Source organism: Lacrimispora xylanolytica (assembly GCF_026723765.1).
Classification (GTDB): Bacteria; Bacillota; Clostridia; order Lachnospirales; family Lachnospiraceae; genus Lacrimispora; species Lacrimispora xylanolytica.
Window position 1 is genome coordinate 2,484,596 of record NZ_CP113524.1, and the last position, 13,785, is coordinate 2,498,380.

Consider the following 13,785-nt stretch of genomic DNA (forward strand, 5'->3'; position numbering starts at 1 on the left):
CATTATAGCTTTTTATGGCAGTTTTGGCAATCGCTATGTAATTTTACTTTTTTTAGGAGAAAGGGTTGATTTTTCAATGATTTATTGTTATAATATCAAAGGTTTTGATGCAGTATTTAATAGCCGTATTGCTTCCGTAGCGCAGTTGGTAGCGCAACGCATTCGTAATGCGTGGGTCGGGGGTTCGAGTCCCCCCGGAAGCTTTTATCATTTATAATCTATACGTAGGAAAAGGTCCCTTTCGAATGAAATCGAATGGGGCCTTTTCCTATGTTTCAGTAAACTTATAATCTCAATAAAATCAGGTATTGACAATGGGAAAAAATAATTGTATCATTGTATTAAACCACTAATACAATAATATAAAAAGGAGGCTGCATTATGAACTGGAAACTGACAGAAGACCGACCAATTTGGATACAGCTTGTTGAACAGCTCACCACGCTCATTGTATCCGGCATATATGCATCCGGCTCAGCGGTGCCTGCAGTTCGTACCCTTGCAACCGAAGCAGGCGTGAACCCAAATACCATGCAGCGTGCACTTGCTGAACTGGAAAACCGCGGGCTTGTTGAGACACGCCGCACCTCGGGCCGGGTCGTTACAGAGGATTTAACACTCATACAAGGGGTCCGAAGACAGTTAGCCTATCAGCGTATGGACGAATTTTTTGAATCCATGCATTCACTGGGCTATACAGAAGAACAAACACGAGAGTTGCTTGCGGCTTGGAATAAAAAGGAGGAATCAGTATGAATCAGGAACTTATTACCGCAAATAGCCTGACAAAGAGCTACGGTACAAAAATTGCACTGGACCACATTGACTTATCTGTCGGACACGGCCGCATTGTTGGCCTTTTAGGACCCAATGGTTCCGGAAAGACTACTTTTATCAAGCTTCTTTGTGGACTTTTACACCCTACTTCTGGTACGCTTAAGATTGAGGGCCTCGCTCCAGGTATAGAAACAAAAGCAGTCATATCTTACCTGCCTGACCGCATGTATTTTGCTGACTGGATGAGAACCTCAGATCTGGCGGATTTCTTCACAGACTTTTATACCGATTTTGATCGAGCAAAAGCCCTGGAGATGTTTAAAGCTCTTGGAATCAGTCAAAACGAGCGTATTAAGACCATGTCAAAGGGAACAAAGGAAAAGGCTCAGCTGGCACTGATCATGAGCCGGAAGGCACAGCTCTATCTTCTTGATGAGCCTATTGGAGGCGTAGATCCTGCTGCCAGGGATTTTATCTTAAACACCATTTTAACCAACTATAATGAGAATGGAACAGTCATGCTCTCTACCCACCTGATTTCTGATATTGAGCGGGTGTTAGATGAGGCCATTTTCCTGCAAAATGGTAAGGTTGTCCGTCATGATACTGTAGATAACATACGTGAAAAGGAAGGCAAGTCCGTAGACCAGCTCTTCCGCGAAATATTCACATATAGCCGCTAAGGAAAGGGGGCGAAATAATATGTTTCTTAAACTTTGTAAATACGAATTCAAGTCGATTGCTCGTACACTGCTGCCCATATATCTGGCCGTAATTGCTGTTTCTTTTATCAACATGTTTATGGGAATAGGCTCACTGACAAACGGCTACTATGAAAATATTATGCGAAACATAAGCTTTGGTCAGGATATCCTTAAACTATTTCAGACTGTCTCTATGCTTGCTTATTTTGGAGTAATGGTTGCTATGAGCGTTCTGACATTCATTATCATTATCCAAAGATTTTATAAGGGATTGCTTTGTGATGAAGGATATCTTATGTTTACCCTTCCGGTTAAGCCCTGGCTGCTGATCGCTGCCAAAGGAACAACTGCTCTTGTAATGTCACTTGCCAGCAGTCTGGCTGCAGGAATCTCCATATTAATCTTAATTGTGGGTGCATTTGGCCCTGTTAAATTTATGGCTGCAGTGACCTCTCCAGAGATATGGGCGAAAATATTCCAAATTTTTAATGAAGTCCCATCCTGGCCTCTTTTATTAGTGGAGTTTATTGTTTTAATCATACTCAGCGGTTTTTCAAAGCTTTTCCACTTGTACTTCTCCATGGCACTTGGTCATTTGGCTAACAAACATCGTATCCTGATGTCAGTGGTTGCATATATCGCAATTTCCATGATCCTCAGCTTTGCCAGCGGATTTGTTATGATTGTGGCAGGAAATGTACCTTTCTTTCAAACATTGGTCGATTCCATCGATTTTATGCCAGGGCTTAGAGGTATTAGTACTTTTATGAACTATATGTTTCTCTTTTCAATTATGATCAGTATCGTTCAAATAGGCGTATTCTTCTTTGGTACAGAACGCATTCTATCCGAACATCTTAATCTGGAGTAAACTAAAACCTGGTTGCTTAGTTAATTAAGATTTTTGAATCAACCATAAAAGGGCATCTTTAAACATTTGTATCTGTTTAAAGATGCCCTTTTTATTATGCCCCCGCTCGTCTCCCGCCAACACTGACAGGAATGGTTATCATTCTTTGAACTGGTTTCCATACCATACAGGCAATGGAGAAATCAATCATGCTGTGAATTATGGTTCCCATTCCTACCAGCAAAATAACAGAAGTCAGATACCCCTTATCATAATATACGCTTGACATATGATTTCCCCAATAGAACAGGGTAACTACCGTCACTTCACTGATGGAATGAATTACAGCCATCAAAAGACCGAACAGTACAGATCCTTTCATGGTACTTAGCAATTTAGGATTCCTTTTAAGCATAAAGGAACCTATAACAACAAATACGATGTGAGACAGAGCTCTAAGTACAACAGCAATCGGATAGATACCGGCCAGTAAAAAACCCAAAGCAGATATGAGTGCAACAGATATTGCCACATAAGGAGATATAAACATAGCAATAAATACAGGTACATGGCTTGCAAGCGTATAGGAAGCAGGCTCTAGGATTAATTTAGGGGCAAACATGGGTATCACGATTCCTATTGCTGACAGCGCCGCCGCTATCGTCATTTTTTGAATTGAATTCTTACTGTTCATCTGATTTCCTCCCTGCTATCTCTTTGAGCATCGTACATTGACACACCACATGTATTATCAACTGTCTTGTCAGTCATTTAAGATGTATTATATAGAACTTCAGATGCAATGTCAAGTGAGTGGGACAAAAAAAGCATCACCAAACCATGAGCAGTTTGATGATGCTTTTATCTTGATTGATTACTTTGTTTATGATTCTTCCTCATACTCCTTAATGGGTGCATTAATGCCAATGGCTTTGTTGACCGGCATTACAAAGCAGACTCCATGAAGCGGGGATTTCCAGCCAGCTTTTTCCTTGATCTGGCACATAATTTTCTTAGCTGTTGCTGCGTCTACGAGAGTCAGTATGATCTCTTTTTCTGAATCAATGGTTATCCCCATAAAGGATTCATGATTCACGCCTTCTCCTCGTGCATTTATAACCGTAGCACCGCCTGCCCCTTCTGCCCTTACAATATCCATAATTGTATCGGTATAACCGGCATTCACCACAATAAAAAGGGCTTTGATTTGGTCGGAACATTCCATTTGATTTATTTTCCTCCTAAAAATTTAAAATGACATTCCCGAAATAGGCATCGTAAAGGCGATTCCAGTATTGGGGTTTCCAAAATCAAATTCATTTAACAACATATCAAAAATAACTTCAGTTTTTTCTTTCGGTAATACCGAAGTTAATATAACTTTATTCTCTTCCGGAACCAGCCCAAGCATGTCTAACAGATAATTGGATTTAATCGTTCCTTTTCCATAAATGGTATTGACAATCCGATTATCAATGCTGCACATTCGGCTTAATAAGGCATCTTTTTGCTTTCTTCCGGTAATTATAAATAAATATTCAATATTATCCACTGGCACCCTCCTCTAAGTCAACAATCGGTTCCATCTCATATTCAGTTTCCTTAAGTGTATCCTGGGAAGAGAGCTCCATAGAACTGGATTCCTCTTCCTCCAGCTGTGCCGCATAAAAGGACAATTCCTCGTATTTTTCCTGCTCGAATTTTTCGTTCAGTTCCTGAGCCTGCTTTAACTTCCGATTATACAAAAGCCCCAGAGACTGTACGGCAATCAAAGGCGTTACAGAAATAAATGCGATAATACCGAACCCATTGGTAAGAACGGATTGGGCTTCACTACCCGCTGACAAAGCGACTGCCTGTGCTGTTCCAAGAGTCAGCGGTGTTAAGAAAGCAGAAGTCAATGCTCCCCCAGTTACGCCGCCGGAATCAAAAGCCAGGCCTACAAACAAAGAAGACGTCTTTGTCATCATAATAAGTGATATGGCATAAAGCGGTACAAGAAACCAAAGTATATTAATCTGGGTCAAAATCTTAAGCATGGAAAAAAGAGAGGCAAAGCCAATCCCAATAGCCAGGGTCATTCGTATAGTCATCTTCTGAATATGACCGTTTGTTATCTCTTCCAGCTGCTCTCCTAACACCGTAACAGCTGGTTCAGACAGCGTAATTGCTGCACCCAGAACAAACCCCAAAGGCAGAAGAATCCATTTAAACCACTGTGGCCGGCCGGCGCTTAAAAACACTTCCCCTATATACTTTCCAGCAAATGCAAAACCATAATCAATACCCGAAAGGAATATAAGCAATCCCAGATACACCGGTACAACACCAAGTATTGTCCTGATAAACTGTTTTCTGGGAAGCTTTACCAAACGGAACTGAAATGGTAAAAACACGATAATAATAGGAAATAACGCAAGGGCAACCCCTGTTATATTCGAAACAATAATCCCAAGAAAGCTTTCGGCTCCGCCTGGATCATAAATACCGGCAGGCGGCAGATTTCCACCGTAACTGATTTTTAAAATGATACCGTAAAGGAACACTGCGATAATTGGACCAACCGATGCGATTCCTATAATACCAAAGGTATCATCATTTGTTTTACGCTTTGACATGGTGGCAGAAATACCCATGCCCAGTGCGAGTATAAAGGGAACCGAGATATCACCCGTAGTCGCACCACTTCCATCAAAGGCTAGTGCCACAAATTCATCCGGTACAAAAATCACAATGAAAAAAGTCATGATATAAAGAATCAAAAATACAATCTTTATGTTCATATCCTTAATGACCCGGTACAAGGCTAAACCTACGAATATACCTACACCAGAACTTAATATCCATACAAAAACAGTTTCATTGACCTCATTCATCGTCATGTGGGTCTGCCTTGCAAGTACTGCAAGAGCTGGCTCCGCCACGGTTGCCAGAATCCCAAACAAAATTCCGAACAAGATAATAAAGATACTTTTATTGAACTTTATCAAAGAACTTCCAACCATTTTTCCAATGGGCAGAATGCTGGAATCTAATCCCACCAAAAAGAATGCCTGCCCAAAAACAACGCTTAGGTAACCAATGACCAGTTTAACATAATCAGATGATTTTTCCATAGGCGCCATAAAGACACAAACAGTGATTATTATAAAAACAAGCGGAAGTGAAGATAAAAAAACCTCTTTTAAAGTACGTAATGTTTTCATATTTTAATTATATAAGAAATAAATAAAAATGCAACTTTAATTTCCCGTCCTGGTAATTTATTTATGACTTATATACCTTTCCCTTTGTTATGATCCATAGTGGTATTTGCGTTTCTTTGCCAGATACATTTCTTTGTCTGCTTCCCTAATGAGTTCTGTTGCCGTTATGGGAGTATCCTCCATAGTCCGGATACCGAATGTAAGGGAAAGCCTGATGTTTTCTTTGTCTGTACTGATTCCGATCTTTCCAACATCATTTTGTATTTTCAGCATGATCTGTTCCGCTTTATCTGCCCTCATTCCGCCAAGGCAGATTAGAAATTCGTCTCCTCCATACCTGGCTGCCCAGGTCTTTCTTCCATCTATATAGTTAAGAATTACTTCCCCTACTGATCTGATGGCTTGATCTCCAGCTTCATGTCCATAGGAATCATTAATAGCTTTAAAATTATCAAGATCTACGAAAGAGACGGATAAGGGGTTGCCGGTAAGGGTAGCTTCCACAATATCAGCAGGAAGCCGTTCATTAATATACCTGCGGTTAAAAAGCAGTGTCAGGGGATCTTTAATGATTGCATTATTGATTTCTCTGGCATACTTTGTAAGCATCTCATTTTTGGTATAATCTCCATCGCCTACGAACATCGTATCCGTCACATTTTTAAATAACTCCAGTACAGCCGGTAATTCAACATTGGTAATAGGAATTGCAGTCACCAAAATAATTGATTCTTTAAACTTTTCCATTTTTACCAGACTTCTGTCTTCCTGATACGACCGAATGGAGATGCAATTGTCACAGATTCTATTATCCCCCCAGTAGTCATAACATATTACTTTCGTTGAAATCATACCAGAATCCCGATATTCCAATACTTTCTTATGCAGAGGATCAATGAGACGTACAGCATCAAACATTTTATGGAAAAAATCTAATTTTTCTTTTATCTCATTAAGAGTAATTCGGTCCATGTATCCTCCTAAAACTTTTACTAATGAATCAAAAAATACCAATTATAAAAACAGAATGCAAAACTTTTTTCTATATTACCATATATTATCTTAATTTAACAACAAGAAATTCCATTTTGTTTAAATAAACAATTTATTAGATGTGTAGTAAGTTTGGTATCAATGCTTTTATTTTTCACACTAAATTAACATAAGAGAATTTTCATAACACAAAAAAGCCTCCAGGTTTTATCCTGAAGGCTGATTATTATGACCTATCCGAGAATCGAACTCGGGTTTCCGCCGTGAGAGGGCGGCGTCTTGACCGCTTGACCAATAGGCCATTACTAAGGAAGTACTGAATCGAGGCGACAAGATTCGAACTTGCGACCTCTGCGTCCCGAACGCAGCGCTCTACCAAACTGAGCCACGCCTCGATTACGTTAGGTAGTATAATATAAATCCCAACGTATGTCAACCTTATTTTCAAAATATTTTAATTTTTTAAAAATACTGGAAAAATAGATTCAAAATTCTTACACTCTCCCATTGAGGCAGAAACGAACTGTACCAATGAGAGAATGTTTTAAGCTTATCTGTTATGCCAAATCGAATAAAGAAAGCTGGTTTGATTCCGGAAGTTCCCCTAAAAGGCCTAAGTCTCCCATGAGGTCACATACGGTCTTGCTGACCTTTGTACGGTTTCTGAAATCTTCCCGTGACAGGAATTTACCATCCTTGACGGCATCCACCACTGCATCGGCAGCCTTCTCTCCCAATCCGTCAATACTGCTTAAGGATGGCATCAGCTTTCCGTCAATAATCTGGAAGTGTCTGGCTTTCGCCCGGTAAATATCAATGGGCATAAACTCATAGCCCCTGGCATACATCTCCTGAACGATTCTCATATCCCTCAGGGTATCCAGCTCTTTCTTTGACAGGGTATCCATTCTCTTTCTATAATCTGCCAGGAAATGCTCCAGTTTATCTCTTCCCTGACACATCAGCTCATAGCTGAAGCCATTGGCACGAATGCTGAAAAAGGAAGCATAGTAAGCAAGAGGATAAAACACTTTACAGTAGGCAATACGCCACGCCATCATTACATAGGCCGCCGCATGTGCCTTTGGGAACATATATTTGATCTTTTTACAGGACCATATGTACCAGTCGGGTACTCCGTGGGCTATCATCTCTGTTTCCCAGTCAGGCTTTAAGCCTTTCCCCTTACGAACGCTCTCCATAATGGAGAAAGAGAGTCCTTCTTCTATCCCCATAGAAATAAGATAGATCATAATATCATCTCGGGTACAGATAGCAGTCTGAATGGTCGCCTTCCCTTCCTGAATGAGAGCCTGAGCATTCCCAAGCCAAACATCAGTACCATGGGCAAGTCCTGCGATACGGACCAGATCGGAGAAATATTTTGGCTTTGTATCAATTAACATCTGCATGGCGAAATCCGTACCGAACTCAGGTACACCCAAAGCTCCAAGCTTACAGCCACCGATATCTTCCGGCAAAATTCCAAGGGCTGAAGTATCCTGAAACAGGGACATGACCTCTGGACTGTCAAGGGGAATATCCTTAACCGGATCAAAACCGATTAAATCCTGGAGCATTCGTATCATGGTAGGATCGTCGTGTCCCAGTATATCGAGTTTTAACAGATTGTGGTCAATGGAATGGTAGTCAAAATGAGTGGTCACCGTCATAGTCGTCATATCATTGGCAGGACGCTGCACCGGCGTAAAGGAATAAATCTCCTCTCCATGAGGCAATACAATAATACCGCCTGGATGCTGCCCTGTCGTCCTTCTGACCCCTACGCACCCCTGAACGATCCGGTTAATCTCACAGTTACGTTTTCTTACGCCATGCTCTTCATAATAATTTTTCACATATCCAAAGGCGGTTTTATCCGCCAGCGTACCAATGGTACCCGCACGGTAGGTCTGCCCTTTTCCGAAAATCACTTCGGTATAGTCATGGGCCTTACTTTGATATTCTCCGGAGAAATTAAGATCGATATCCGGTTCCTTATCTCCTTTAAATCCAAGGAATGTCTCAAAAGGAATATCAAATCCGTCCTTTTCCAAAGGGTGCCCACAAACAGGACACACCTTATCAGGCATATCACATCCTGCCATACCGGAGAATTTTTTTACTTCTTCTGAATCGAAATCATAATAATGGCATTCTGTACAATAGTAATGCGGACTTAGAGAATTTACCTCTGTAATACCTGACATATAGGCCACAAAGGAGGAACCTACAGACCCACGGGATCCAACCAGATACCCGTCCTCATTGGATTTCCAAACCAGCTTCTGGGCGATAATGTACATTACTGCAAATCCATTGGATATAATGGAGTTCAGTTCTCGCTCCAGACGCTCTGTAACGATTGTAGGGAGATTTTCCCCATAAATGGCATGTGCCTTATCATAACAGATCGTTCTTAAATCTTCATCAGAGTTTTCGATTACAGGAGCGCATTTATCCGGGCGGACCGGAGAGATCTTTTCGCACATGTCAGCGATTTTTCTGGTGTTTTTAATGACTACCTCTTCTGCTTTATTGGGACCAAGATACTCAAATTCCTTAAGCATCTCTTCTGTTGTCCGTAAATACAGGGGCGCCTGTTCATCAGAATCCTTAAAGCCCTGGCCTGCCATGATGATTCTTCGGTAAACCTCATCCTCGGGGTCAAGAAAATGTACATCGCAGGTAGCACAGACCGGCTTTCCAAACTGTTCCCCCAGAGATACGATTTTTTTATTAATATCAATTAAGTCCTGCTCTGTTTTTACCACGCTTTTTTCATCCCTAAGCATAAAACCATTGTTGCCTAGGGGCTGTATTTCCAGGTAATCGTAATAATTCACAAGCTTTGTAATATCAGCGTCAGATGCGCCTCGTAAAAGTGCCTGATACAGCTCACCGGCTTCGCAGGCGGAACCTATGATCAGTCCTTCCCTGTTTTCATTCAGAACACTTTTGGGAATTCTAGGCCTTCTGGCATAAAAATCAATATGTGACCTGGAAATGAGCCGGTATAAGTTCACCCGGCCCACATCATTGGCAGCCAGGATAATTACGTGGTGAGTAGGAAGCTTCTTAATCATATCTGCCGTCATGGTGCTTAACTGGTTAAGGCTATCCAAATCTTCCACGCCCCGGTCTCTAAGCATCTTTACAAATGCCACAAATATAAGTGCCGTACAGCCTGCATCATCCACCGCACGGTGATGATTCTGTAAAGAGATATTGAGAGCCTTTGCAACGGTATCCAGCTTGTAGCGGTTAAGACTTGGCAACAGAAGCCTTGCCAGGGCCACGGTATCAATCACCGTGGGACTGAACTCAATTCCAAGACGATTGGCATTGTAAGCAATAAAACTGATATCAAAAGAAGCATTGTGAGCCACCAGCACTGAATCCGAACAAAATTCCAGAAACTGTGGGAGAATTTCATCAATCTTTGGATATGGAAGAACCATATTGTCATTGATTCCCGTCAGCTTCTCTATTTCAAATGGAATGGGTACTTCTGGATTAACAAAAGAACTATAACGGTCAATCACCACACCATCCTGTACTTTGACTGCACCGATTTCTATAATCCGGTTTTTTGAAGAACTGAATCCGGTGGTCTCAATATCAAATACAACATAAGTATCAGATAACCTTTGGTTTCTGGAATTTCCCACAAGCTCCTTTAGGTCATCCACCAGGTATCCTTCCACTCCATAGATTATTTTAAAGTCATCTCCCTTATCCAGGGCATGGTTGGCGTCCGGGAAGGATTGGACACATCCGTGGTCCGTGATTGCGATGGCAGGCATTCCCCACTTTTTCGCACGTTTCACAATATCTTTTACTTCGGATACTCCATCCATATCGCTCATCTTTGTATGACAATGAAGTTCCACTCTCTTTTGCAGGCTGTTGTCGCTTCTTTTTCCGGTAAAATCTTCTGATTTCTTAATTCCCACAACAGAACCAAGGGTGAGCTCACCATCAAATTTATCAATGGTTGTGACACCTTTAATCCGGATAAAGCTTCCTTTCACCACTGCAGCATTCAGGTCTTCCAGCTGCTCTTCCTTCGCAAACATCTTTACCGTAAGGGTATCTGTAAAATCAGTCACATCAAAGATCATAATGGTTTTACCACTACGTAACTCTCTGCTGTCTACGTTTAAAATCTTTCCACGTATGGTTATTTCACCGATTTCACCATCAATCTTCTCGATTTCAATGATTTCGCCTTCAAAATCACGGCCATAGAGTACATCCGGGTTGTCGGACCTTTTTACATAAGAGTTTCCGCTCTTCTTATAGTCCTTCCATTCCTTCTTAGCTGTATCTTTTTTATTTGATTCAGCTCCGCCGGTTTTTCCGCCTTCCTTGTTACCACCCATACGAAGCGCTGGAGTCTGTCCATCCTGTTGGAAAGGTACTTCCTGCATATATGCATTGGCCATAGCCTCAAGATTCCCCCCATCCGCCATGGAAGGAGGGGCTTCATCCATGCCCTCTGACATACGCACAGATGCGAGAGACGTACGGCTTACAATCTCTTCCACCTCACGCTGCATCTGTAATTCTTTTTGCTTTGCCAGTTCATTGACTTTAGGAGCTACATATTCATACTGCACCTCTACCGGCAGGCCGCATCGCTCGAAAAATATTTTTTCCAGAACTCGTTTCAGTTCCCCTGCCTTTTCCCTGGAAACAATGGTATCTTCCACAGTCAACGTTAAAAGATCTTGTTTGGGAAAATCAAATTTTGCTTTTCGGAACATGTTATATTCAATAATACTGTAATTTTTCAGTTCCATTAAAAGGCTGTCCCGATAAGCCTTTAAAAGCTTTTGTGGCGTATATTGCTCCGAAAGCTTAAACCGTTCAATAATTTTCACACTAAGCTGCTTTGACGGAAAAAGCTGTTCTTTTATTCCCTTTTCCAAGCCATAAATATTCTGCTTGTGTATCAATCTCTGACTCATCAGATAAACACGAATAGAGCTTCTATCCCTGGTGGAAGTGACCTTTTCCACTTCCACCAGGTTTAAAAGCTCTCGCAGTTCTTCTGTGATATGTAAATTTGGAAATACATCCAAAAATTTTTTCGCCATTCTATCACCTATTACATGTTCATAAGTTCTTCCTGAAGTGCCATAAGCAGCTGATCCTCGGGAACCTTACGGATCACTTCTCCTTTTTTAATAAGAAGTCCTTCCCCAATGCCTCCTGCAATTCCTATATCAGCCTCTCTCGCCTCTCCCGGCCCATTGACAACACAGCCCATGACAGCCACTTTCACATCAAGGTGGTCAAATTTAGATACCATCTCCTCCACCTGATTCGCCAGGGAAATAAGATCGATCCGGGTCCTACCACAGGTAGGGCAGGATACCACTTCAACTCCGCCTCTTCTCAAACCAAGTGATTTTAAAATTAGTCTGGCAGCCTTTATTTCCTCTAACGGATCTCCTGTCAGGGAAACACGAATGGTATCGCCGATTCCTTCATAGAGAATCACACCTAATCCTACGGATGACTTAATGGTACCAGATACCAGCGTTCCTGATTCTGTAATTCCCACATGAAGAGGGTAATCGGTTTGCTCTGATATTAACTCATGCGCTTTGATACACATCATCACATTAGAGGACTTAATGCTGATCACAAGATTGTCATAACCTAATTCTTCAATCATGCGAACTTTGTCAAGGGCACTGTCTACTATTCCCTGGGCTGTTACGCCACCATATGTTTCAATCAGGTTTTTCTCCAGAGAACCGCTGTTCACTCCCACACGAATGGGAATATTATATTCCTTCGCTTTTTCCACAACTGCCCGGACCCTGTCTTCGGATCCGATATTGCCTGGATTGATTCGTATTTTATCCGCTCCCGCTTCAATGGAAGCTATGGCAAGACGATAATCAAAATGAATGTCTGCCACAAGTGGAATGGTAATTTGCTTTTTTATTTCCTTTAATGCTTTCGCTGCCTCCATATCAGGAACAGCGACCCGTATAATATCGCAGCCAGCAATTGTGAGAGCTTTAATCTGAGCAACGGTTGCTTCTATATCCTGGGTCTTGGTATTGCACATGGACTGGATCAGGACCGGGTTACCACCTCCGATTACCCGGTCACCGATTCTGATTACTCTTGTATGCTCACGATTCATGTCTTCCTCCAATCTGAGTCCATACCCGCTTACGTAAATCGGTTAATATCGTTAAACACCACAAAGATCATAAGAGCAAATAAGGCAGCCATACTGATCATATTTACCAGACCTTCTTTGTTGGGGTCCATACGTTTGCCTCTGATTGCTTCAATAATCAGAAACAGAAGACGGCCTCCATCAAGGGCTGGAATGGGAAGAAGGTTCATAACTCCCAAGTTTGCACTGAGTAGAATACACATGCTGAGTACATTCATAAACGCAGCTGCCAGACTAACTGTCAGGCCTGCCTTTACAGAATCATCAATCATAACAACAATTCCCACGGGACCACTTAAGTCATTGACGCTTGCTTTGCCGGAAAAAAGCATACCAAGGCTTTTCACTGTCAGTTTCACATCATATTCCATTTCCTTATAACCGTATTTCACCAGCTCCCCAACAGAAGCTACTTTTATATTTTGTGGTGCTATGGTAATTCCAATTAAATATTTACCAGTTTCCTTGGATAGCTCAGGAGTGACAGAAGCTGTTTTAATGCTGCTTTCTCCTGTGCTTGAATCCACTCTTAAAAATTCCACCTGATTCATCTTCTCATCCGGCTTTAAGAGTTTGTAAAGAATGTATTCCCGGTACATGGATACACTTTCTCCATTGATCTTAAGAAGCTTATCACCGGGCTGCATCCCCGCTGCATATGCAGGGGAATCTTTTGTTACTTCTTTTACATATGTCGTATCGTATCCACTCATCCCCACTAAAATAAGGGAAAGAAGAAATGCAAGAATAAAGTTAAAAATAGGACCTGCCGCAATGACAGACATACGGGCTGGAATGGATTTATTCTGGAATGCACCTTCATCTGCATTCTCTTCATCCTCACCCAGCATCATACAGGAACCACCTAGAGGCAATGCCTTAATGGAATAAATCGTTTCTCCCTTTTTGAAATGCACCAGTCTTGGTCCCATACCAATGGAAAATTCTACTACTGTGATCCCATTCTTTTTTGCGAACAAAAAGTGACCCAGTTCATGAATTAATACAATCAGTCCGAATACCAGAATTGCTACGATAACACTGGACAAT

The 13,785-nt window shown here is 41.6% G+C and carries 11 protein-coding genes and 3 tRNA genes; 4 read left to right on the plus strand and 10 right to left on the minus strand.

Annotation, left to right across the window (positions count from 1 at the left end; all coding sequences use genetic code 11):
• The first annotated feature begins 130 nt into the window (after positions 1 to 130).
• The 4 genes from OW255_RS11755 to OW255_RS11770 all read left to right on the plus strand — a co-directional run bounded on the left by OW255_RS11755 (position 131) and on the right by OW255_RS11770 (position 2,352).
• Positions 131 to 203: transfer RNA gene (locus OW255_RS11755), tRNA-Thr, on the plus strand.
• Positions 204 to 381: 178 nt separating this feature from the next.
• Positions 382 to 756: a GntR family transcriptional regulator gene (locus OW255_RS11760; RefSeq protein ID WP_268114195.1), complete on the plus strand. Its 375-nt coding sequence runs from the start codon at positions 382 to 384 to the stop codon at positions 754 to 756.
• On the plus strand, positions 753 to 1,460 hold the full coding sequence (locus OW255_RS11765) for an ABC transporter ATP-binding protein (RefSeq protein ID WP_268114196.1): 708 nt from the start codon (positions 753 to 755) through the stop codon (positions 1,458 to 1,460). The genes OW255_RS11760 and OW255_RS11765 overlap by 4 nt, the downstream gene beginning before the upstream one ends.
• A gap of 19 nt (positions 1,461 to 1,479) precedes the next feature.
• On the plus strand, positions 1,480 to 2,352 hold the full coding sequence (locus OW255_RS11770) for a hypothetical protein (protein WP_268114197.1): 873 nt from the start codon (positions 1,480 to 1,482) through the stop codon (positions 2,350 to 2,352).
• A 94-nt stretch (positions 2,353 to 2,446) separates the two neighbouring features.
• Here the strand turns inward: OW255_RS11770 and OW255_RS11775 are convergent, their stop codons facing one another.
• From OW255_RS11775 to rseP, 10 genes are all read right to left on the minus strand, one after another.
• Positions 2,447 to 3,025 (minus strand): hypothetical protein, encoded by a 579-nt coding sequence (locus OW255_RS11775; protein ID WP_268114198.1) that lies wholly within the window; start codon positions 3,023 to 3,025, stop codon positions 2,447 to 2,449.
• Between the two features lie 189 nt (positions 3,026 to 3,214).
• Complete coding sequence (locus OW255_RS11780) at positions 3,215 to 3,556, minus strand: P-II family nitrogen regulator (RefSeq protein ID WP_024835734.1); 342 nt, start codon at positions 3,554 to 3,556, stop codon at positions 3,215 to 3,217.
• A 24-nt stretch (positions 3,557 to 3,580) separates the two neighbouring features.
• Positions 3,581 to 3,883, minus strand: a complete 303-nt coding sequence (locus OW255_RS11785; RefSeq protein WP_024835733.1) for a hypothetical protein — start codon at positions 3,881 to 3,883, stop codon at positions 3,581 to 3,583.
• Positions 3,876 to 5,537, minus strand: coding sequence for a DUF1538 domain-containing protein (locus OW255_RS11790; protein ID WP_024835732.1), 1,662 nt, complete (start codon positions 5,535 to 5,537; stop codon positions 3,876 to 3,878). The genes OW255_RS11785 and OW255_RS11790 overlap by 8 nt, the downstream gene beginning before the upstream one ends.
• 87 nt (positions 5,538 to 5,624) lie before the next feature.
• Positions 5,625 to 6,509, minus strand: coding sequence for a GGDEF domain-containing protein (locus OW255_RS11795; RefSeq protein WP_268114199.1), 885 nt, complete (start codon positions 6,507 to 6,509; stop codon positions 5,625 to 5,627).
• 250 nt (positions 6,510 to 6,759) lie between these two features.
• Positions 6,760 to 6,831, minus strand: a tRNA-Glu gene (locus tag OW255_RS11800).
• A 20-nt stretch (positions 6,832 to 6,851) separates the two neighbouring features.
• Positions 6,852 to 6,925, minus strand: a tRNA-Pro gene (locus tag OW255_RS11805).
• 162 nt (positions 6,926 to 7,087) lie between these two features.
• Positions 7,088 to 11,632, minus strand: a complete 4,545-nt coding sequence (locus tag OW255_RS11810; protein WP_268114200.1) for a PolC-type DNA polymerase III — start codon at positions 11,630 to 11,632, stop codon at positions 7,088 to 7,090.
• A gap of 11 nt (positions 11,633 to 11,643) precedes the next feature.
• Entirely contained in the window at positions 11,644 to 12,696 is a 1,053-nt protein-coding gene (gene ispG, locus OW255_RS11815) for a flavodoxin-dependent (E)-4-hydroxy-3-methylbut-2-enyl-diphosphate synthase (protein ID WP_268114201.1), read from the minus strand.
• A 29-nt stretch (positions 12,697 to 12,725) separates the two neighbouring features.
• On the minus strand, positions 12,726 to 13,784 hold the full coding sequence (rseP, locus tag OW255_RS11820) for an RIP metalloprotease RseP (RefSeq protein ID WP_024835728.1): 1,059 nt from the start codon (positions 13,782 to 13,784) through the stop codon (positions 12,726 to 12,728).
• Position 13,785 lies beyond the last annotated feature (1 nt).